The following is a 21,352-nucleotide window of genomic DNA, read 5'->3' as shown; positions in this document are numbered from 1 at the left end:
ATAATGAAATATGCAATGGTTTTTAATTCTCAAAAATGTATAGGCTGTCAATCTTGCTCTATCGCCTGTCGCAGCGAAAATAAAGTTCCAGAAGGGCTTTATAGACTCCAAGTTAAAATTCAAGGTCCTAAAGGCGTGTTTCCAAATTTGGCTTTTGATTATGAAAGATTTTCTTGTCAAATGTGTGAGAATACACCTTGCGTTAGTGTTTGTCCAACTCATGCTTCTTTTATGGATGAAAATGGTATTGTGGATATTGATGCAAATAAATGCGTAGGGTGCTTGTATTGTATCAGTGCTTGTCCTTATCATGCTAGATTTTTAAATCCGCAAACTAAAGTTCCTGATAAGTGCAATTTTTGCAAAGATACACATTTAAAATTACATGGAGAACCAGCGTGTGTGAGTGTTTGTCCTACAGATGCTTTGGTTTTTGGAGATTTGGATAATATGAATGATCCTATTTATGAAATTCTATCAAAGAAAAATTTCACAAGGAAAAAAGAACATTTGGGAACAAAACCAAAACTTTTTACTATACCGAATAAGAAAGGGGAAATAAAGCTATGAATGAAATTTGGGGAAATGAAAGCGTAAATGCTATTGTGTGGCATTGGCCTATCGCACTTTATTTATTTTTGGCGGGACTTTCTTCAGGTGCTATGATGACGGCTTTAAGTGTAGAATGGATGAATCCTAAACGCAAAGCACCTTGGGATGCTTTTGTTAAGGCTGGGGTTTTGATCGCACCTATTACGATAATTGTAGGTTTGATTGTATTGATTTTTGATTTGACAAAACCTTTAAATTTTTATCAACTTTTAATTCATTATAATCTTAAATCCGTAATGTCTTTAGGTGTTTTGCTTTTGCTTTTTTATACTCCTTTATGTGCAATTTATGCAATTTTGCGTTTTAGACTTACTTTGTCTAAAAGTTTTTTATGGCCTGTGATGAATTTATTTGGCGGAGTGCTTGATTTTTTAGAGAAAAATTCGCTTTGGTTTGGAAGACTTGTTTTTGCTTTAGCGGGCGGAGTTGGTGTATATACAGGCTTTTTACTTTCTGCCATTCAAACTTATCCGCTTTATAATAGTCCGATTTTGCCAATTTTATTTTTAGCCAGTGGTTTATCAAGCGGAATTGCGGCTTGTATTTGTTTTGGAATTTTGTTATTTTCAGAAGAAGTTTCTAAAGAAAAAACCAAGTATCTTTTAACGATGGATTTAAGGGTTATTCCTATTGAATCTTTGCTTTTGTTTGCTTTATTTGTTGGACTTTATTTTCAAGGCGGGGATAAAGCATTGGTAGCACTTAGTGCTTTAAGTGAAGGCTCTTGGGCTATGATTTTTTGGGTTTGTGTGGTTGGTTTTAGTGTTGTGATCCCAAGTGTGATTGCACTTACTGCTTTAAAAAATCACGCTTATAAGGTGAATTTTATACTCTTAAATTCAATTTCTATTATGCTGGGAGTATTTGCTTTAAGAATGTATATACTCTATGCGGGACAGCTTTATTTGGGAGCTTAATAGGATATTAAAAAACCGGTTGAGAGTTTATTGACATATTTATTATAATCAATCAAACTCTCGCCATAACCATTAAAATACTGCACATACCAAAAGATTCCATTATCAAATAAATCATAGCCTATATCAATTTGCACTGCACCTTTATTTGAACTTGTTCTAAGATTGTTTCTTACCATAGCATTGATAAAAAAATCTTTTCCTAAATAAGCCATATTAAGATCGAAATTTCCCAAATACTTTTCAATATCTGGATTATCATCATCTTTTTCATTTTCCGGTATTCGCAACCAAACTCTTGGTGCAATTAAAAATCTATCTTTTAAAAATACGGAACTAAGATAAATTCTATTCCAAGAACGCGACTCTAAGCTCTCATCGCTTTTGCCATTTGATTCGTGTAAAATTCCAAGCCTTACATTTTGCATCCAAGGAAGTTTTTCAAGCTGCATAGGAAAATTAACAAAAAATTCTGGTTTATAATTATTTTCTCTAAAAGGAGAAGAGTGATTATAAGCTTGCCACCACGAAGTTTGAGTGTAAGCGATATAATAGGACTCGCCTAAATTTAGCATATTATCAAAAAGGCGTTTTTTTATGCTGATTTGAAATTTGATTTCTGATTTATTTTGATTGGGTGCAACTTTAGAAAAATTATAAGAAAAAGGCATAAAATAGTTCATTTGATGTGAGCTAATTCCAAAAGGATTAAAAGCCTCATCTTTGCCTAAATAATTTGCTAAAGCAATTTTAGTAAAGTCTTCTTTTTGAGACTTTTTGTTTTTTTCTTGAGTTAAGGCGGTTTTGTCTTGAATTTGCTTATTTTGTATCGCATTTTTTTCTTGAATGCCTAGTTTGTCTTCAGCAAGTTTTTTATAAATTTGCATCGCTTTTTGATAGTCGCCATTTTTTTCATATTCTAGGGCTTTTTGATAGTCATTTGCCCATAAAATGATATTACAAGATAAAATTATGATTATTTTTTTCATTCACACTCGCTTTTGTATTTTTGGAATTCATCGTAAAAATTCAGATTCAAAAAAGGCTTTTCATCTTCGAATTCTACAAATTTAGTCTTAACTTTAGAAAATAAAAGTTGAATTTTTTGTTCGTTTTGATCGAGTAAATTTTTGCAAACATCTGCTAAATCACTGTGATAAAAACCACACAATGAGTGTTTGTAATTTTTACTTTTTGCTATGATAATTTTATAATCTTGTTCTAAAAATTCAGCCATTTTAGAAATTTCTTCTAAACCAATGCAAGGGCTATCCACGCTAATGATAAAAACAAATTCATTTTTGAAATTTTTTAAGATCGAATAAAGCGCAAGCATAGGAGAATGCAAAGGATAATTTAGATCATCTTGTATGATTTTAAATTCTTTATTGAATTTATCATTTTTGGCACTGACAAAAACATACTCAAAAAATTTGGAAAATTTTTCCACTTGAATTTGAGTTAAATTCTTAGAACCAATTTTTAAAAGACTTTTATCTTGCCCCATACGACTTGATTTTCCGCCGCATAAAATAACACAGTTTTTTAACATTTAATCGCTTTTGTTTTTTAGATTTTGAATATGTTGTTCTATTTGCATATCTTCTTCCAAAATATGATTTAAAAGCCATTTTTGCGTGATATTATACAAGGATTCTTTAAGATCGTTTGTGCTTTTGGCATTTTGAATTGTTTTAACCATTTTTCCAATAATATTTTTGTGGGCAAGAATGTGCTCATCATATTTAGGATAATGAATTTTTTTCATCAATTCTTCTTCATCTTTAAAATGTGTTTTCATATAAACAAATAATTCTTGCAATAATTCCTTTATTTTCTCTCTGGAAACAGAATCAAAAAAAGCTTCTTCAACATTTTTTGCCATATCAAAAAATTTTTTATGTTGTGCATCAATGAAACTATTGCCAATCGCATAGGCACTATCCCACTCAGGAACCATTGTTTTCCTTAAAGATTTTGAAGATAATTTTTTAATATATTTTACCATAAAAAAATATTACTTACATTTTTATCTTATAATAACACTTATGAAATATACTGAACTTTTACAAATTGGAAATTATTTACAAAATTATAAAAAAATCGATTTTATCAAACGCATTGATGATAATGTTTTAGAGCTTTGTCTTGATAAAAAAAGATTTATATTTAGTCTTAAAAGAGGCTTAGGAAGCATATTTTGCGCAAATTTGCAAGCAAAAAATTATAGTGCACCTTTTGATTTTATGTTAAAAAAATACTTTTGTGGGGCAAAAATTGACAAGGTAGAGCTTGTAAAAGATAATAGAATTTTAGTTTTTCACACTCATATAGAGAAGTCTTATAAAAGTTTTTCAAGCAAAATTTATTTTGAATTTACGGGTAAAAATACTAATGTTATTATAACTGATGAAAAAGATATTATCATCGAAGCTTTAAGACATATTGATAAAAGCTATAGAATAGTTAAGGTAGGGCAAAAACTTATCCCTTTAAAGCCTTTTAAAATGGATGAAAATTTTATAAAAATTGAAGATTTTGATGCGTATTTTAAAAATAAATTTGAGGAATTATATGCTAAAGATTTAATAATTTGTAAAGAAAACAAAGCAATGCAAATTCGTAAAAAAATTGCTAATTTGGAGCAAAATTTGCAAGATTTAGACAAAGAGGAAGATTTAAATGAATTGGCTAAGTCTTATACGAAAAAGGCGGATATTTTGTTTGCGAATTTGTATAATTTAAAAGATTTTGAGCGAGAATTTACCTTGTGTGATTTTGAAGGTAAAATGATGGAATTTAAACTTGATCAAAGTCCTAAAAATAGTGCTAATCAGTTTTATAAAATAGCTAAAAAATTAAAACAAAAAGCTAAAAATATACAAATTCAAAGAGATAATCTTTTAGACAAGTTAAATACTATGCAAGAGCTTTTGGGATTAATTTTACAAGCAAAGTCAATTTTTGAATTAGAAATTTTATTGCCTAAAAAAACTTTTGCGGTTAAAAAAGAAGAAGCAAATATGGGCGTTGTAAGTTTTTACTTTAATGAATTTAAAATTTGCGTGGGTAAAAATGAGAAAGCAAATCAGTATTTATTGCAAAAAGCCAAAAAGGATGATATCTGGATGCATGTAAAAGATCGTCCAAGTGCTCATGTTTTTATCATTTCTAATAAATTAAATGTTAGCGATGAGGTTTTGAATTTTGGGGCAAAAATTTGTGTGAATTTTTCGAATTTAAATCAAGGAAATTATTTGGTTGACTATACCAGTAAAAAATTTGTTAAAATTAGAGAAAAGGCTTTTGTAAATTATATAAATTACAAAACCATAAGCGTTTTAAAGGAGTAAGTATGCCTGTTTCGCCTATTGGAAATCTCAATTTTGTTAATCAAAACGCTGCCTTGCCTGCAACTCAAGTGGGTAATGAACTTGCAAAAGAAAGTTTTGCAGCACTTGCAAATTTGAATGAATTTACTCAAAAAGAAAAAGTTGTTGATAAGTTAGAAAAAGTGGCTAAAAGCCATGAGATTAATGAAGAGGTAAAAGAAAGGGCTGATGAAGAGGAAAAGAAACGCCACAAAGAAAAACAAGACGAAGAAGGACAAGAAAATCAAGAAGATGAAGAACAAAGTGAAGATGAAGCATCCTTTAAGAGTGCGCAAAAACTTCATCATTTAGATATCAGTATTTAAAAAAAGGAATTTAATGTTTAACAAAACAAGGATTATTTCGGGTGTAATTATGGTATTTGCGGTGCTGGTGGTTGCTTTAATCGATCAGTTTGTGGTGAATTTTATTATCTTTGGAGCTTTATTGTATTTTGCTTTTGAAGAAGCACAAAAGCTCTTTGGGCTTGAAAATGCTAATGTGTGGTTTGCTCTGCTTTGCTTTATTTTGGGTTCTTTTTCTGGCAAGGCTTTATTGATTGGAGTTTTGTTTTTGTTGCTTGTTGTGGGATATTTGGTTTATAAAAAGGCTTCAAATTTAAAACTCGCTTTAATTTATATTTATCCGGTTTTACCTATTTTAGCGCTTTGGCAGGTTTATTTGTCCCATGGAATGTTTGCTTTGTTTTGGTTGATTGTAATTGTAGCAAGTTGTGATAGCGGAGCTTATTTTATAGGAAAAATGATAGGTAAAACGCCTTTTTCGCAAACAAGTCCAAATAAAACTATGGAAGGCGTTATTGGTGGGCTTATTTGCGCGAGCATTCTTGGCACTATTGTGGGTGTTTTTGTGTATGATTTTGGCTTAGCTTTGCTTTGTTCTTTTTTGGTGGGTGTTTTTGCGGTGATTGGAGATTTATTAGAGAGTTATTTTAAGCGCGAAGCTGGGGTAAAGGATAGTGGAGATTTAATACCAGGACATGGGGGGATTTTAGATAGGATTGATGCCGTGATGATTGCTGCGTTTGTAATGGTTGCTTTATTATGATAGTTTTTGGAAGCACTGGCAGTATAGGTGTTAATACCCTAAAACTTGCCAAAGAATATAATATTAAAATTTCGGCTTTATCGTGCGGGAATAATATCGCTTTATTAAATGAGCAAATCGAAGCGTTTAAGCCGCAATTTGTTTGCATTAAAAATGAAAAAAATAAAAGCCTTGTTAAACATAAAAAAGTTTTTGTCGGACAAAAGGGTTTGGAGAAAATTTTACAAGAGTGCGAAGATGATTTTGTTGTCAATGCCATTGTGGGTTTTGCGGGACTTAGAACAAGTTTAAAAAGCAAAGAGCTAGGTAAAACCTTAGCTTTGGCTAATAAAGAAAGCCTAGTGGTGGCAGGCAAATTCTTGCAAAATATGAATATAAGACCTATTGATAGTGAGCATGCGGCGCTGAAATTTTTGCTTCAAAATCATAAAAATAACATTTCAAAGCTTTATATTACAGCAAGTGGCGGCGCTACTTTTGGCTTAAAAATTACTGACTTAGAAAAAGTAGATGCGAAAATGGCTTTAAAGCATCCTAATTGGTCTATGGGTGCAAAAATCACCATAGATAGCGCCACAATGGCAAACAAGCTTTTTGAAATTCTTGAAGCCTACCATCTTTATGGTTTTAAGGATATAGATGCACTGATAGAACCAAAATCTTTGGTGCACGCAATGTGCGAATTTGAAGATGGCTCTAGCACGGCTTATTTTTCTTATCCTGATATGAAACTTGCTATTTCTCAAGCGCTTTTTGAGACTTATGATAAAAAAATTCTTCAAAATATTGATTTTGTTAAACTTCCTAGTTTAAAATTCCACTCAATTAATCTTAAGAAATATCCTATATTTTCTTTGAAAAATGAAATTTTAAAAAATCCTGATTTGGGAGTTATAATCAATGGTGCTAATGAAGTTTTAGTTCGTAGATTTTTAAATTCAGAATGCGGATTTTTAGATATTTCAAGAGGCATTTTTAAGGCTTTAGATTGTTTTGGCACTTTAAAAATACAAAGTCTAGAAGAGGTTTTTGAAATTGATACAAAGGTTAGAGAATTTTGCAATGCAAAGGTTTAGAATGAGGAAAATAGTCTTCTTTTTAGTATATGCTATTACGCTTTTTGGACTTGATTTTACTGTAACACAAAAAGGAAAAAGTTTAGATGATAATAATACGGTTGTGATTTTTGGTGGTATACAAGGCGATGAGCCAGGGGGATTTCACGCGGCAAGCTTGCTTATAAGTGATTATAATATTACTAAAGGTAAAATCATCGTTGCGCCTAATCTTGCTTTTGAAAGCATTATTAAAAGAGGTAGGGGTGAAAATGGAGATTTAAATCGCAAATTTGCAGATATTAATTTTAATGATCCTGATTATCATACGGTTGAAAGAATTAAAAAACTTATTTTACAAGATGAAGTTGGAATGGTGATTAATCTTCACGATGGCAGTGGTTTTTATAGACCAGCTTTTATCAATTCAGAGCTCAATCCTAAGCGTTGGGGAAATTCAAGCATTATTGACACAAGGGAAATTAATGCAAGTAAATATAATCAGCTTGAACACATAGCTCAAAACACTGTTGATAATATTAATCTCGCTTTAGTTGATCCAAAACATCAATATCATCTTAAAAATACTAATACAAAAGAAGATGACGATACGGAGATGCTAAAAGCTTTGACTTATTTTGTTATTTCAAATAAAAAAGCTGCTTTTGCTAATGAGGCAAGTAAATCTTTGCCAGTACACTTAAGGGCTTATTATCATCTTTTGGCGATTGAAGCTTATCTTAAAACCGCTGGAATTGAGTTTGAAAGAAGTTTTGAACTTACTCCGCAAGGGGTTTATGAAGTGATTAATAAAGAGCTTGAAGTTAAACTTTTTAATGATAAAATTTTACTTACCTTAAAAAAACCAAGAGACAGTTTGAGTTACTTGCCAACGCCTATTAATCAAAGTTTAAATTACCAAACAAGTAATGAAATTACCGCGGTTCTTTCGGAAGGAGAATCATTTTTCATTCAATATGGAAATCGTTTTCAAACAAGGCTTTATCCTGAGTATTTTGAATTCAGCAATGCTTTAAATAAAATTACTATGATTATTGATGGTGAAAAAACAAAAGTACCTTTTGCAAGTAAAATTGTTGTGAAAAACAATTTTAAAATTCCTAGAATTAAAGGCGTAAGAGCTAATGTTATCGGGCTTGATATAGGGGCTGATGAAAGTGAAATTTTAATCAACAAAAATCAAATGCAGGAAAAATATTCCATAGATGAAGCAGGAAAGATTTTTAGAATAGAACTTTATGAATTAAGAAATGCAAATTTAAAACAAAACAAAGTTAAAGAAGAATTTACAAAAATCATCAAAAATCCTCCTAAGCTTTCTAAAAATGAACTTGAAATCATTCAAAAAAAAGATAAGTTTCTGGGTTCTATTTTAGTGGAATTTGAATGAAAAATTTAATTCTTGCTATTGAAAGTTCTTGTGATGATAGTTCCATTGCCATTATTTGTAAGGATACTTATGCTTGTATTTTTCATAAGAAAATTTCCCAAGAAAGTGAACATTCTTTGTATGGAGGCGTTGTACCTGAGCTTGCTGCTAGACTTCATACGGCGGCTTTGCCAAAAATTTTAGAAGAATGCAAGGATTATTTTCCAAGATTGTGCGCCATAGCAGTAACGAATGAGCCAGGTTTAAGTGTGAGTTTAATTGGCGGTATAACTATGGCAAAGACTTTGGCTTTAAGTCTTAAATTGCCTCTTATAAGCATCAATCATCTTAAAGGACATATTTATTCTTTATTTTTAGAAGAAAAAGTGTGTTTGAATATGGGAATTTTGCTTGTAAGTGGGGGTCATACTATGGTTTTGTATGTGGATGAAAAGGCTAAAATTCATACTTTAGCTTCAACAAATGATGATAGTTTTGGTGAAAGCTTTGATAAAGTAGCTAAAATGATGAATCTAGGCTATCCAGGTGGCGCAATCATTGAAAATCTTGCAAAAAAAGCTAAAACAAAATCTTTGCATTTTAGTGTTCCAATGCTACATTCTAAGGAGTTAAACTATAGTTTTTCAGGGCTTAAAAATGCTGTCAGACTTGAGATTTTAAAGTATGAAAAATTAGATGAAGAGATCAAAAGTGAAATCGCTTTTGCCTTTGAAGAAGCTGCAATTTTGCATATTTTAAATAAACTTGAAAAAATTTTTAAAATTTATAATTTTCAAAATTTTGGTATAGTTGGCGGCGCGAGTGCAAATTTAAAATTGCGTCAAAGTATAGAAAAACTTTGTTCTAAATTTTCTTGCGACCTTAAACTCGCTCCGCTTGAGTATTGTTCTGATAATGCTTTAATGATAGCAAGAGCGGCTTGTGATGCGTATGTTAGAGAAGAATTTACGGATTTTAAAAGTGAAATTTTAAGTCCCAAAAATACAAATTTTACCATTTTATAAAGGAAGGATATGAAAAAAGGTTTTAGTGTTTTAGAATTAATTTTTGTGATTGTTATTTTAGGGATTTTAGCAGCCATTGCTTTGCCAAAATTAAGTTCTAGCAAGGATAATGCCGAGCTTAGCAAAAGTGCTAGTAATTTAAAAACCGCTATTGGTGATATTACTTTATATGCTTTGAAAAATGATAGTTTGGCAAATACAAGGGTAATGAGCAATGTTGCAGATCTTGAAAGCGTGGATTTAGGAAATATCAATGCAACAACGAGTGTGAAATTTAAAGTAGCTGGCGAGGAAGCTTGCGTAAATTTGGTTTTTGTGCCTAAGGATAATGTGGTGGTTTTGGGAATTTCAGCAGATGAAGAAAGTAAGATTTTGATTGAAAATGTTGCAGCTGCGCAAAGTGAAGCTTTATTCGATCCAAGCAATAAAAGCAAACAAGATGCGCTAAATTCAGCAATGATAGCATTATCTAATGCAAATTTTAAAGCAAATTCAAGCAATAAAACTTGTGTTAGTTTTGTGGGTTCTAAAGCTTTTAAAGACTTGGCAAGTAAGGTTTATATTTTAAATTGATTTAAAAATAATCAAACAAAAGTAAAATTATTTAATTTTTTACTTTTGTGCTTATTAAATGTTTTTTAAGTTGCATTTTTATGATTTTTTCGTTTTCGCTATAAAATTCCACAAAGCCAAATTTTTTATGCAAATTGATTACCTGCAAGTTCTCTCTAAAGGCCTCTAAATAAAGTGTTTTTGCTTGTAAGATATAAAAAGCATAGTAAATACTAATTTGTTCTAAAATTCTGCCTATTCCGCTAACCTTAGAATAAGGATTTGAGTAAAAACCAAATTCTATACTACTAGCATCTTTAAAATGAAAATTTATACTTCCTAGAATTTGATTTTTTACACTAAGACAAAAATAAATTTTTTGATTTGTTGTTCTTAGTCTTTTAATGAAATTTTTGTGTTCATTTTTACTAATAAAATGTTGATGATAAAGATATTTTTTAATTTGCGGAAGATTTCTTAAGCGTCTAATTTGTTCTTTTTTATATTTGTTAAGATGGATAAAATTTTCTAAAGTTATCTTTATCCCCCCCCCCTCAGTTGTTTGTACTGAAGTATCAAAAGAATTTTGAGTATAAATTTTAAGTATGAATTTTTTACCATCTTTGTAAAAAAATGCTGGAAATTCTTCATTGCTTGTAGTTCTTAAAAGATTAAATTGCTCGTTGATGCTTTTATTGATATCCAATTCACTGTCTTTTGCGCTGCGTTTTGGATAAAAACTTTCTTTGCCTTTTTGCTTTTGCGCTTTAATGTTAGGATAGAGTTTCAAAAAATCAACGCACAATTCTAGGCAAAATCTGGCTTGTTTTTCTCTTAGCTCTTCATATAATTCTAAACCATTTAAAATCAATGTTTTTTGTAGGTAAATATCGCCATTATCGGCTTTTTCATCAGCTTCAAATACAGAAAAAACAATTTCATCTCTACCTTCAATCACTTGGTGAAACAAAGGCGACCAACCTTTTCCTTGGGGTAAATTTGAAGCATGAATAACAATATTATGCTTATTTTGTTGTAAAAATTTCTTATCGATAATTTTGTGATAAGAGAGTATAAAGACAATTTCATAATTAAAAATTTCTTTATGATCATAAAAAAGATCGGCATTAATAAGCTTTTGAAGTTCTTTTGCGTAAGGGATAAACCATTGTTTGGGTGAAGTTAAAATAGCAATTTTCATTATGCTGCCTTTAAATAAGGAGACATAAAAATTATCTTATCCCCCCCCCCGTGAAAGTTCTACATAAAACATATTTTCATCCTTTTTAGTTATAGTGAAATCATTTTTCAAATATAAATTTAAAGCCCTTTCATTTTCCTTAAAAACACAAGCTTTTAGATTTTTCACTTTTAGAATTTCAAAGGCATATTTTTTAATTTCATTCATCAAAATCTGTCCCATACCTTTTAAATTGGGATTTGAATAAAGCCCAAATTCGCAAGTTTTTAGAGTGATATTGATAAAATCTATAACGCCTATAAAATCACTATTTTGACTTACTAAAAAATATTTTTTACTCAGATCATTTTTTAATTTATTGATAAAATCTAAGTGTTCTTGAAAACTAAAATTTTTATTTTTCATAAATTGGGAAATTTTTTCATGATTGCGCCATTCATAAACAAGTTTTATTTCTTGCGCGTCAAGTTGAGTAAAATTTTTAAGCTCAATCATAGAAAATCCACCTCATAGCCTTTTTGTGCAAGCCATTTGGCTATTTTTTCTTGATTTTTGGCACAGCAAATTGCTTTAAAATTTGCTTTTAAAATTAGAGCTTCGTTGACTAAAGAGCTCGCTGAAATGATAAGTTTTTTGCTTTCATTCATTAATTTTGCTAAATTGTCGCTATCAATGGTTAATGTGATATTTGGGTGATTTTGAACAAATTTTTGGAGTTTTTTTAAATTTTTATTTGAGTTACTTGTTGCAATAAGAATTTTTTTCTCTTCACTAAAATCAGAAGCGATTTTTGCGGATAAATTTTTAATATCTGTACCACCAATACAGATAAAATAGTCCCAAATTTTTTCTCTTTTTATCTTACTTTCTTTGTAAAATTCATCACGAATTAAAGCATAGGAAAATCCGCATCTTAACTCGCATCTAAAAGGCACTAAATCTTTATAATCGCTCGCTTTTGCATAAGCATTAACATTTAGTAAAATATCACAATAGTGGGCTTTAAAAGTATCATCAAAACTTAAAATTTTAATACCAGTTTCAAGTTTTATGAGTTTTTCATCATCATAGCCAATATCATAATGATCGATGATTAAAAGTTCAAATTTCTCAGCCTTGATAAGATTGATTAACTCATATATACTAGAGCTTGTAAGCTCATAAACAGGATAAGGAATTTCATCAATCAAAGAGCCTTCTAGTGCGATACAGGCAAAGCTTACATCATTGTATTGTTTAGCTAAAACAAGATCGCGTTTGATATGTCCAAAACCTATTTGGCTAGAGCTATCACTTCTAAAAAGAACTTTCATAACTCACCTTATAAAGTATCTTTGCAAATTCTAAATCTTCTAAGGTATCAATATCGCAAACCAAATTCCGCGGTAGTAAATACACACTAGAGTAGGGTTTAAATAAAAAATCATTTTCAAGCCAAGCCTTATTTTTGCCAAAATAAAAAGCTCCAGCATCATGATAGGCCTTAGTTAAGTCCTGCGAGCGGCTTTTATAAAAACTCTCATCAAACATATAAACTTGATTTTTTTCATCTAAATAAAAAGCCCTTTGTATAGGGTAATCAAACTCACTAGCACTAAACAAAAATTCACTTTTATTGTCTAAAAATTTTTCAAAAGCCTTTTTTAGAATTTCACTATCAATTAATGGGGCGGTAGCATAAAGGGCGCAGATATTGTCATAAAATTGCCCTTTTTGGGCTAAAATTTCGATAGCATTTTTAATCACTGCTGTGCTAGAAGTATAATCATCGCTTAAGTTTTTATCACGAACAAAAGGAGCTTTTGCGCCGTATTTGCACGCTATTTTTATAATCTCCTCATCATCGCTTGAGATAATTACTTCATCAAAAATATCAGAACTTAAAGCATTTTCTATGCTATAAGCAATTAAAGGTTTTCCTAAAAAATCAATGATATTTTTCTTTGGAATTCTTTTAGAACCACCACGCGCTGGGATTATACAAAGATTTTTCATTATTTTTCCTTTGGAAATTATGGTTTATTTTACCAAAGTTTAAGTGAGATTTGTATTAACTTTTTATATATTGACTTTATAAAAAAAGCCTTGCTCTAGCATATTTTATTCTTTAATTTATCCGTACTATCTATAATCTCATATTTAACAAAATTTTAATTACATGTCTTTAAATATTTTATGAAGAGAGTAAGTAAGCTTGAAGTATTTTTTGAGACAATAAAAAGTTTAAGTTTTTAAAAAATTTACATGATTTCTCCTATCTCCTTTAGGTTTTTTATCTAAAAGTATATAAGAAATTTTATTTCTTGTTGCCTTCAGAGAATAAAATGAAATAATCCGATTCTTTTGGGCAGCATAATAAAAAGTATTTTGAGTAGGGCTTTTAACGCTTAAATTTCTTAAAATTTCTAAATTTTTATAAATGATTTATTTATGTCTTATTCGACTATTTTATAAAAGCTATTTTTCACTAAATTTAGCATATTTGTTTAAAAAACTATGAATACGGATCATTATTGAAAGTTTTATAGTTATTTTTGAGTATAATGATAAAAATATATTTTTAAGGTTTAATGTAATGTTAAAAAATTTTGTAAACACTTTGGAGATACATGAGGGTGATTTTATATTATTAACAGGTAATTTAACTCATTTGCTGCAGAAAGAAAAAAAGAAACAAAGGCAAATTTTGGATAATTTACTGGATATGCTTTTAGATATGTTAACTCACAAAGGTACCTTAGCTATACATACTTTTAATTGGGATTTTTGCAAAGGATTGGCATATGATATTTTAAAATCAAAATCGCAAACTGGGGCTTTGGGTAATATAGCACTTAAAAGAAATGATTTTAAACGAACAAAACATCCTATTTATTCATTTGCAGTTGCTGGAAAATTTCAAAAAGAATTAATAGCTCTTGAAAATAAAGGTGCATTTGATAATAATTCTCCTTTTGATTTTATGTATAAAAATGGTGCAAAAATGATTATTGTAGATTTACCTTTACAGCATTCTTTTACTTTTGTGCATTATGTAGAAGAATGTTTAAAAGTAAACTATCGTTTTAACAAAAGTTTTAAGGCTTTATATACAGACGAAAAGAGAAAGACGGAGTTGAAAACTTATGATATGTTTGTTCGTAAAGATGGTGTTTTAACCAATGTTAATGGTCTAGAAAGTCTTTTTGTAAAAGAAAATGTAATGGAACTTAAAAAAATTGAAAATATTTATATTAAAAAAATTGACCTATTAAAGGCATATGAGGTTATTGTTGATGATATTCAAAAGAATGGTGCTAAAAATTTAATGAGCTATGCTTAAAAGCTTGTATTCTAAAATTTTTTCTAGAAGTTCTTTAATTTCATAAGCTTGTATATTTAAGATGTTGGCTATATCAATAATATCATTTTTGCCATCACAATAGGCTAAAAAATCAACACTAATAGGCTTTTGTTTTACTCCATTGTTGAGAGTGTGATAAAGCCCTCTTTTACCAAGATTGGGTTCGCAAAATGTTGTACTTTGATAGATGTCATTAATTTCTAAATTTAAAACGATTTCCTGTATAGCTTGAAGTCCACCCATTAAGCCTTTTTTGGAAATAAAATTTAAATCATCTTCTGAAGTATGGTATTGTTTATACTCTCCATATTTAGTGCGACATACTCCTGCTATGTTAAGATTTACAAGCGGAGAGTTGTATTGTCTCTCATCGCTCCCACGATTTAAAAAGCTAAATTCTTTAAAATTCTCTTTATTTTTAAGTGTGTGTAAAGCAACTTTATCACTTAGTGAATTTTCTTTTGGGGTATGTATAAGCGAGTAAGCATTATCATCGCCCATACAAGAAAGCACAAAGCCTGCTTTTGTATGATTTTTTAAATGGCTTAAATTTTGATGTATATAGGCTATGCTTCCTATGGTTTCAGGCACGATTACAAAGCGATAATTGTATTTTCTATTCTTTAAACTCATCAGCCATTTAGCTAAAAATATCGCTACCACAGGACCGCTTACTTCATTATTTGCCATGGAAGGATGACAAAGATAGGTTGAGATTAAAATTTCATCTTTTTTATTTTGTGTGCTTGGAATGACAAAATCAGCATAGTTTAAAACACCTTCTTTATTGTGTTTTGCATCAATGAAAACCTTATAAATTCCATCCTTTAGCCTTTTTCTTTCATTATGTGTGATACAAAAACCCCAATGCCTTTTATAATAGCTTGTCACATAAGGAATGGCATTTGGAAGTTCTTCTATGGAATATAGATGATCTTGTAATTCTTCTAAGCTTACTTCTTTATCTACTGCTTCGCTGTAATTTAAAATGTGCAAATTATGCTTTTTAAAATCACAAATTTTTTCTCCACTAGGAGTTATAATAAAAGCATTATTAATGTGCCATTCAGGTGGAATTACCCAATCAAAAACTTTTGTTCCGCTTTTTACAGAATGAAATTTGAGTATACCCCCCCCCAGAGTTTTATTTAAAATTTGTAAACTATCTCTAAATCCTTGCCCTGTGATGCTTCTAGGAATAGGAAAAAGTTCTTTGGCGAGTTCATACATAGCTTTGCCAGTTTGATTAAATTCTTTGCTTCTAAAATCTAGCTTATCCACAATAGTCCTTTTTAACTTTTTCAAGTGTGCTAAATAAAGTATCTCTTACAAATTTTGCATCTTTTAAGCTCATTTCTTGATGAGCTGGAATGCTAAGTTCTGCTTTATAAAAATTATCCGCATTGTCTAGTTTCATTTCGCCTAAGAGTTTTTTATAAAAACTAAATTCATAAGTAGGCTTATAATGCACTTGCACGCCGATTCCAGCTTTAAGTAAATTTTCAAAAATTTCTTCTTTTTGACAATAAAATTCAGGAAAAAGTAAAATAGGATACAAATGCCTTGAGCTTTTTTTATAATCTTTGATTTTTATGGTTGAAAAATAAGGATTTTTTTCAAATTCTTTATCATAAAATTTAGCTATTTCTTCTCTTTTTTCTAAATTTAAATCAAGTTTTTTAAGCTGATTGATTCCTAAAGCACAAGCGACATCGCTTAAGCGATAATTGTAACCAAGCTCGACCATATCGCTATCCCAAAGTCTTTTTTTAACTATGCCATGGCTTCTTAAAAGTTTTATTTTATCTATTAATTCTCTATCATTGCTAAGAACTGCACCGCCTTCAAAAGTGGTAATTGGTTTAACAGGATGAAAAGAAAAGATATTTAAATCAGCCATTGCGCCTACTTTTTTGCCTTTATATTCTGCTCCTAAAGCATGGCTTGCATCATCAATTAAAGGGATTTTATATATCTTAGCCAAAGTTAAAATTTCATCCATTTCAACGCTATTACCACCAAAATCAACCGCAGTGATGGCTCCTATGTTGGAACTATCCTTTGCAAGTCTAGCTTCAAGCTTTTTTTCATCGATATTGCCATCACTTTTTATATCTATAAATTCCACCTTTGCACCTGCCATTAAAGCTGCATTTGCAGTGGCTGCAAAGGTAAGTGGGGTAGTTAGAACGATTTTTTCTTTTACATTTAAAGCCGTATAAGCAAGATGAAGTGCTGAAGTGGCTGAATTTAATACACAAGCATATTTTACGCCTACATAATCACAAAGTGCATTTTCAAATTCTTCTATTTTTGCTCCACCGGTTAAAATTTCATCTTTTAAAGCATTTATTACTGCTTCTATGTCACTTTGATCGATATTTTGATGAGAATAAGTTAGCATTTAAAAACCTTCGGTATGATTAATAATATTTAAAAGTTCAGCTTCGCTTGCCCATTGTGGGTTGTTGTCTGAACTGTAAGAAAAACCATCTTTTACTTTTGTACCTTTTTCGCCTAAAGCATTAATGCTAAAATCATTATCTTTATCAACAAGCTTAATGCTAGGACTAATGGCATAATAATTTTTAAATTCATAAGTTAAATGACTATCATCACTTGAAATCATAATCTCATGAAGTTTTTCTCCTGCTCTTATGCCTATGATTTTATGATCTAAATTTGGTGCCATTGCCTTAGCTAAATCTGTGATTTTCATTGATGGAATTTTTGGGATAAAAATTTCTCCACCATGCATTCTTTCAAAATTGCTAAGCACAAATTTAACTCCATCTTCAAGGCTGATCCAAAAACGAGTCATTCTTGTATCAGTGATTGGCAATTCTTTTGCACCCTCGCTAATAAGCTTTTTAAAAAATGGTACAACAGATCCTCTTGAACCCACCACATTTCCGTATCTTGTAACGCTAAATCTAGTATGATTTTTACCAGCTATATTATTTGCTGCAACAAAAAGTTTATCACTTGCAAGTTTGGTTGCACCATATAAATTTACGGGGTTGCAAGCTTTATCAGTGCTTAAGGCTATGCATTTTTTAACTTTATTTTCAAAACAAGCATCGATAACGTTTTGAGCGCCATTAATATTGGTTTTTATGCACTCCATAGGGTTGTATTCTGCGATTGGTACATGTTTCATAGCAGCTGCATGGATAACAAAATCTACATCACGCATAGCAGTGCTTAGGCGCTCTTTATCTCTTACATCGCCTATAAAATAACGCATACAAGAAGCATTGAAAATACCTGCCATTTCAAATTGTTTTTGTTCATCACGTGAATAGATAATGATTTTATTTGGCTTATAATTTTCTAATAAAATTTTGGTATAAGTTTTTCCAAAAGAGCCTGTTCCACCGGTGATTAAGATATTTTTATTATTAAACATTTTAGATCCTTTTTTGTGAATGATTATTTTAGTATTCTAGGTAAGGTTATGCCTGTTTGTGCTTGGTATTTACCTTTTTTATCTGCATAGGTTACATCGCATTTTTCATCGCCTTGTAAAAATAAGACTTGTGCAATTCCTTCATTAGCATAAATTTTTGCAGGCAAAGGAGTGGTATTTGAAATTTCGATAGTAATATGTCCTTCAAAACCTGGTTCAAAAGGAGTTACATTGACTATAATCCCACATCTTGCATAGGTGCTTTTTCCAAGACAGATTGCTAAAACATCTTCAGGCATTTTAAAATATTCTATTGTCCTAGCAAGTGCAAAAGAATTTGCAGGGACTATACACACATCACCCACAAAATCCACTACATTTTCTTCCACGAAATTTTTTGGATCCACTACGGTGGAATTTACATTAGTAAAGATTTTAAACTCACGCCCTACGCGTATATCATAACCGTAACTTGAAAGACCATAGCTTACAACACCCTTTCCTATATTTGCTTCACAAAATGGCTCTATCATTTTATGTTCTAACGCCATTTTTCTTATCCAATTATCTGCTTTTAATCCCATAAATTCTTACCTTAAAATGATATAAATTTTTGACTATAACTTAAAATCTTTTGGATTTAATTTTAAAAAATTTGAGTTTTAAACTTAAATTATAACTTTTTTTATATAATAGCAACTTAAGTTTTTTAAATTTTAGGAGATTTTATGACTAGAGAAGAAATTAAAGAATTAGTACAATTATTTGCCGAGGCTAATATCAGTAAAATAAAAATTAAAGAACAAGATGGTTTTGAAATAGCTCTTGAAAGAGATATGTGTTGTGATGTCCCAGCGCCTGTTGCTTGTCCTCCTGCGCCACAACCAATTAATGTAAATGTGGTGAATGAGGCTCAACCTAGTTCTAATGCAAAATCCAATAAGCCTACTTTAAACAGTCCTATGGTTGGAACTTTCTATCAAGCGCCAAGTCCAGGTGCAGCACCTTTTGTAAAAGTTGGAAGTACTGTGAAAAAAGGTGATACGATAGCTATTATTGAAGCGATGAAAATTATGAATGAAATCGAAGCTGAATTTGATTGTAGGATAACAGAAGTTTTGGTTGCAGATGGACAGCCTGTAGAATTTAATACGGCTTTATTTGTAGTGGAGAAATTATAAAATGGAAATCAAAAGCGTTTTAATTGCAAATCGTGGTGAAATAGCACTTCGAGCTTTAAGAACGATTAAGGAAATGGGAAAGAAAGCAATTTGCGTATATTCTGAAGCGGATAAAGATGCTTTGTATTTAAAATATGCTGATGTAAGCATTTGCATAGGAAAAGCTAGAAGTTCTGAAAGTTATCTTAATATCCCAGCAATTATTTCTGCGGCTGAAATCAGCGAAGCAGATGCGATTTTTCCTGGTTATGGCTTTTTGAGTGAAAATCAAAATTTTGTTGAAATTTGTGCCAAGCATAATATTAAATTCATAGGTCCTTCTGTTGAGGCTATGGCTTTAATGAGTGATAAATCAAAAGCCAAGCAAGTGATGCAAAGAGCGGGTGTGCCTGTGATACCAGGAAGCGATGGAGCTTTATCGGGCGTAGAATCAGCAAAAAAATTGGCAAAAGAGATAGGTTATCCAGTAATCTTAAAAGCAGCTGCAGGTGGTGGCGGTCGCGGTATGCGCGTGGTTGAAAGCGAAAAAGATCTTGAAAAAGCATATTGGTCTGCTGAAAGTGAAGCAATGACGGCTTTTGGGGATGGGACTATGTATATGGAAAAATACATACAAAATCCACGTCATATTGAAGTACAAGTGATTGGCGATAGTTTTGGTAATGTGATTCACATAGGTGAGAGAGATTGTTCTATGCAAAGACGCCATCAAAAATTAATAGAAGAATCTCCAGCTATTTTGCTTGATGAAAAAACGCGTGCAAGACTTCATGAGACAGCCATTAAAGCGGCTAAAGCTATAGGTTATGAAGGAGCGGGAACTTTTGAATTTTTAGTGGATAAAAATTTAGACTTTTATTTTATAGAAATGAATACGCGTCTGCAAGTAGAGCATTGTGTAAGTGAAATGGTAAGTGGAATTGACATTATAGAATTAATGATAAAAGTGGCTGAAGGCGGTGCTTTACCTTCTCAAGAAGAGATTAAACTTAAAGGTCATTCTATAGAATGCAGAATTACAGCCGAAGATCCTAAGACTTTCTTGCCAAGTCCAGGTAAAATTGCAAAATATGTCCCACCAGCAGGACGCAATGTGAGAATGGAAAGTCATTGTTATCAAGATTATAGCGTTCCACCTTATTATGATTCTATGATAGGAAAGCTTGTAGTTTGGGCACCTGATCGCAATAAGGCCATTGCAAAAATGAAAGTAGCTTTAGATGAACTGATTGTGAGTGGGATTAAAACGACTAAAGATTTTCATCTTGCTATGATGGAAAATCCTGATTTTATTAATAATAATTACGATACAAATTATCTTAGCAGACATTGATTTTACCTTTTGGTAAAATCAAAATTATTTTAAAAACTTTAAATTAACGCAAATATTCTATTTTAGCTTTAGCGTGTAATTTATCAAAAAAATCTTGTATAAAGGCTTGCTTTTGTTGCGCTACATAAGCATTGGTCACTTCATTTTTAATAAGCTCAAATTCTATAGCTTGTGGGTTATTTTTTGTTTTGATATAATACATTTCATAGCCATTTGGGGAATTTAAAACTGTTGAATAATTATTGTTATTAACTCTTGAAAGCAAAGCTAGGAGTCTTGGATCTGCATTTTTTGTGTTTAAAAGAGCGTTTTCTTCTCTAATATTTGGGTGCTTTAAGCGACTTATACGGAGTTGTTCTAAAAGTTTAGGATCATTGCTTTTATAAATTTTCACTTCTAATTCAGAATATAAAGTAAAATCTTGCAAATGTGAGTTGTAGTAGTTTTTTAAACCTTCGGTGCTAAGATCTAATTTTGCTCCTGCAGCAATGCCTTCATAAAGTCTTTTTTTCTCCAAATCTTTTTTTAATTCATTTTTAAATTCGTCAAAACTTTTGTTTTTAGATTTTAAAGAAAGCTTAAGAGTATCTAAATCAATGCGATTCATTTGAAGAATTTTTTCTATTTCTTTATTAAGTTCAAATTCATTTACAAAAATTCCAAATTTTTTAATTTGTGCTCTTTCAAGCCTATCATTGATCAATATACCTTTAGCTTGATCTTTGTTAATATTTAAATCTTTCATTGTTTTTTCAATGTCATGTAGTGTAATAGCTTCATTTTCAACTACTATCGCAACTGCATTGATTACTTCTGCACTTGCAATGCTTGCAAAAAATGCAAAACTTAGTAAAATTTTTTTCATTTTATACCTTTATTTAAGTGTAAATATCGC

General features: G+C 30.6%; 24 protein-coding genes. 12 read left to right on the top strand and 12 right to left on the bottom strand.

The genetic code is table 11. The features are described 5' to 3' along the window. Complete coding sequence (locus ELQ16_RS05135; protein ID WP_134238496.1) at positions 1 to 570, top strand: 4Fe-4S dicluster domain-containing protein; 570 nt, start codon at positions 1 to 3, stop codon at positions 568 to 570. Next, complete coding sequence (gene nrfD, locus ELQ16_RS05130; protein ID WP_134238495.1) at positions 567 to 1,529, top strand: NrfD/PsrC family molybdoenzyme membrane anchor subunit; 963 nt, start codon at positions 567 to 569, stop codon at positions 1,527 to 1,529. Before ELQ16_RS05135 ends, nrfD begins: the two co-directional genes overlap by 4 nt. On the opposite strand, the gene ELQ16_RS05125 is transcribed toward nrfD, so the two are convergent. The 3 genes from ELQ16_RS05125 to ELQ16_RS05115 are packed head-to-tail and all read right to left on the bottom strand — an operon-like array spanning position 1,526 to position 3,489. Continuing rightward, positions 1,526 to 2,518, bottom strand: coding sequence for a phospholipase A (locus ELQ16_RS05125; RefSeq protein WP_134238494.1), 993 nt, complete (start codon positions 2,516 to 2,518; stop codon positions 1,526 to 1,528). The two genes, nrfD and ELQ16_RS05125, sit on opposite strands and share 4 nt — an antisense overlap. Then, on the bottom strand, positions 2,515 to 3,081 hold the full coding sequence (locus ELQ16_RS05120) for a molybdenum cofactor guanylyltransferase (protein WP_134238493.1): 567 nt from the start codon (positions 3,079 to 3,081) through the stop codon (positions 2,515 to 2,517). The genes ELQ16_RS05125 and ELQ16_RS05120 overlap by 4 nt, the downstream gene beginning before the upstream one ends. Then, positions 3,082 to 3,489, bottom strand: a complete 408-nt coding sequence (locus tag ELQ16_RS05115) for a bacteriohemerythrin (protein WP_166739655.1) — start codon at positions 3,487 to 3,489, stop codon at positions 3,082 to 3,084. It lies immediately after the preceding gene. A gap of 88 nt (positions 3,490 to 3,577) precedes the next feature. Between ELQ16_RS05115 and ELQ16_RS05110 the strand changes: the two genes are divergently transcribed. From ELQ16_RS05110 to ELQ16_RS05080, 7 genes are read left to right on the top strand one after another with little or no spacing between them, the layout of a single operon-like run. Next, the gene (locus tag ELQ16_RS05110; RefSeq protein WP_134238491.1) at positions 3,578 to 4,882 is read left to right on the top strand and encodes an NFACT family protein; all 1,305 of its coding nucleotides are present in this window, start codon (positions 3,578 to 3,580) and stop codon (positions 4,880 to 4,882) included. 2 nt (positions 4,883 to 4,884) lie between these two features. Then, positions 4,885 to 5,226: a hypothetical protein gene (locus tag ELQ16_RS05105; protein ID WP_134238490.1), complete on the top strand. Its 342-nt coding sequence runs from the start codon at positions 4,885 to 4,887 to the stop codon at positions 5,224 to 5,226. Positions 5,227 to 5,239: 13 nt separating this feature from the next. Beyond that, positions 5,240 to 5,968: a phosphatidate cytidylyltransferase gene (locus ELQ16_RS05100; RefSeq protein WP_134238489.1), complete on the top strand. Its 729-nt coding sequence runs from the start codon at positions 5,240 to 5,242 to the stop codon at positions 5,966 to 5,968. Next, positions 5,965 to 7,044, top strand: coding sequence for a 1-deoxy-D-xylulose-5-phosphate reductoisomerase (gene dxr / locus ELQ16_RS05095; RefSeq protein WP_134238488.1), 1,080 nt, complete (start codon positions 5,965 to 5,967; stop codon positions 7,042 to 7,044). The genes ELQ16_RS05100 and dxr overlap by 4 nt, the downstream gene beginning before the upstream one ends. Before the next feature lies 1 nt (position 7,045). Further along, positions 7,046 to 8,434, top strand: a complete 1,389-nt coding sequence (locus ELQ16_RS05090; protein ID WP_134238487.1) for a M99 family carboxypeptidase catalytic domain-containing protein — start codon at positions 7,046 to 7,048, stop codon at positions 8,432 to 8,434. Beyond that, positions 8,431 to 9,438: a tRNA (adenosine(37)-N6)-threonylcarbamoyltransferase complex transferase subunit TsaD gene (tsaD, locus tag ELQ16_RS05085; RefSeq protein WP_134238486.1), complete on the top strand. Its 1,008-nt coding sequence runs from the start codon at positions 8,431 to 8,433 to the stop codon at positions 9,436 to 9,438. Before ELQ16_RS05090 ends, tsaD begins: the two co-directional genes overlap by 4 nt. A gap of 9 nt (positions 9,439 to 9,447) precedes the next feature. Then, on the top strand, positions 9,448 to 10,011 hold the full coding sequence (locus ELQ16_RS05080; RefSeq protein ID WP_134238485.1) for a prepilin-type N-terminal cleavage/methylation domain-containing protein: 564 nt from the start codon (positions 9,448 to 9,450) through the stop codon (positions 10,009 to 10,011). A gap of 31 nt (positions 10,012 to 10,042) precedes the next feature. Here ELQ16_RS05080 and pseH (ELQ16_RS10280) read toward each other — a convergent pair whose 3' ends face one another. Genes pseH (ELQ16_RS10280) through pseF form a run of 4 tightly spaced genes read right to left on the bottom strand, consistent with a single transcriptional unit; the run spans position 10,043 to position 13,186 of the window. Further along, positions 10,043 to 11,191, bottom strand: coding sequence for a UDP-4-amino-4,6-dideoxy-N-acetyl-beta-L-altrosamine N-acetyltransferase (pseH, locus tag ELQ16_RS10280; RefSeq protein ID WP_243832589.1), 1,149 nt, complete (start codon positions 11,189 to 11,191; stop codon positions 10,043 to 10,045). Between the two features lie 36 nt (positions 11,192 to 11,227). Then, positions 11,228 to 11,686, bottom strand: a complete 459-nt coding sequence (pseH, locus tag ELQ16_RS05065; RefSeq protein ID WP_134238484.1) for a UDP-4-amino-4,6-dideoxy-N-acetyl-beta-L-altrosamine N-acetyltransferase — start codon at positions 11,684 to 11,686, stop codon at positions 11,228 to 11,230. Next, positions 11,683 to 12,504: a UDP-2,4-diacetamido-2,4,6-trideoxy-beta-L-altropyranose hydrolase gene (gene pseG / locus ELQ16_RS05060; protein ID WP_134238483.1), complete on the bottom strand. Its 822-nt coding sequence runs from the start codon at positions 12,502 to 12,504 to the stop codon at positions 11,683 to 11,685. The genes pseH (ELQ16_RS05065) and pseG overlap by 4 nt, the downstream gene beginning before the upstream one ends. Then, entirely contained in the window at positions 12,488 to 13,186 is a 699-nt protein-coding gene (pseF, locus tag ELQ16_RS05055; RefSeq protein WP_134238482.1) for a pseudaminic acid cytidylyltransferase, read from the bottom strand. Before pseF ends, pseG begins: the two co-directional genes overlap by 17 nt. A 580-nt stretch (positions 13,187 to 13,766) precedes the next feature. Between pseF and ELQ16_RS05050 the strand changes: the two genes are divergently transcribed. Then, positions 13,767 to 14,513 carry an AAC(3) family N-acetyltransferase gene (locus tag ELQ16_RS05050; protein ID WP_134238481.1) on the top strand — a complete coding sequence of 249 codons (747 nt, stop codon included), beginning with the start codon at positions 13,767 to 13,769 and terminating at the stop codon, positions 14,511 to 14,513. On the opposite strand, the gene ELQ16_RS05045 is transcribed toward ELQ16_RS05050, so the two are convergent. From ELQ16_RS05045 to dcd, 4 genes are read right to left on the bottom strand one after another with little or no spacing between them, the layout of a single operon-like run. Next, positions 14,496 to 15,815, bottom strand: a complete 1,320-nt coding sequence (locus tag ELQ16_RS05045) for a DUF4910 domain-containing protein (protein ID WP_166739654.1) — start codon at positions 15,813 to 15,815, stop codon at positions 14,496 to 14,498. The two genes, ELQ16_RS05050 and ELQ16_RS05045, sit on opposite strands and share 18 nt — an antisense overlap. After that, on the bottom strand, positions 15,808 to 16,938 hold the full coding sequence (gene pseC, locus ELQ16_RS05040) for a UDP-4-amino-4,6-dideoxy-N-acetyl-beta-L-altrosamine transaminase (RefSeq protein ID WP_134238479.1): 1,131 nt from the start codon (positions 16,936 to 16,938) through the stop codon (positions 15,808 to 15,810). Before pseC ends, ELQ16_RS05045 begins: the two co-directional genes overlap by 8 nt. Continuing rightward, positions 16,939 to 17,943 (bottom strand): UDP-N-acetylglucosamine 4,6-dehydratase (inverting), encoded by a 1,005-nt coding sequence (gene pseB / locus ELQ16_RS05035; RefSeq protein ID WP_134238478.1) that lies wholly within the window; start codon positions 17,941 to 17,943, stop codon positions 16,939 to 16,941. A gap of 23 nt (positions 17,944 to 17,966) precedes the next feature. Beyond that, complete coding sequence (gene dcd, locus ELQ16_RS05030) at positions 17,967 to 18,527, bottom strand: dCTP deaminase (RefSeq protein WP_134238477.1); 561 nt, start codon at positions 18,525 to 18,527, stop codon at positions 17,967 to 17,969. Between the two features lie 144 nt (positions 18,528 to 18,671). Between dcd and accB the strand changes: the two genes are divergently transcribed. Further along, positions 18,672 to 19,124, top strand: a complete 453-nt coding sequence (gene accB / locus ELQ16_RS05025) for an acetyl-CoA carboxylase biotin carboxyl carrier protein (RefSeq protein WP_134238476.1) — start codon at positions 18,672 to 18,674, stop codon at positions 19,122 to 19,124. A gap of 1 nt (position 19,125) precedes the next feature. After that, positions 19,126 to 20,457, top strand: a complete 1,332-nt coding sequence (locus tag ELQ16_RS05020) for an acetyl-CoA carboxylase biotin carboxylase subunit (RefSeq protein WP_134238475.1) — start codon at positions 19,126 to 19,128, stop codon at positions 20,455 to 20,457. Positions 20,458 to 20,500: 43 nt separating this feature from the next. On the opposite strand, the gene ELQ16_RS05015 is transcribed toward ELQ16_RS05020, so the two are convergent. Further along, the gene (locus ELQ16_RS05015; RefSeq protein WP_134238474.1) at positions 20,501 to 21,322 is read right to left on the bottom strand and encodes a hypothetical protein; all 822 of its coding nucleotides are present in this window, start codon (positions 21,320 to 21,322) and stop codon (positions 20,501 to 20,503) included. Positions 21,323 to 21,352: the final 30 nt, after the last annotated feature.

Origin of the sequence: Campylobacter sp. US33a (assembly GCF_004378855.1) — a bacterium.
Classification (GTDB): Bacteria; Campylobacterota; Campylobacteria; order Campylobacterales; family Campylobacteraceae; genus Campylobacter_D.
This window is presented reverse-complemented; position numbering and strand designations above follow the sequence as displayed.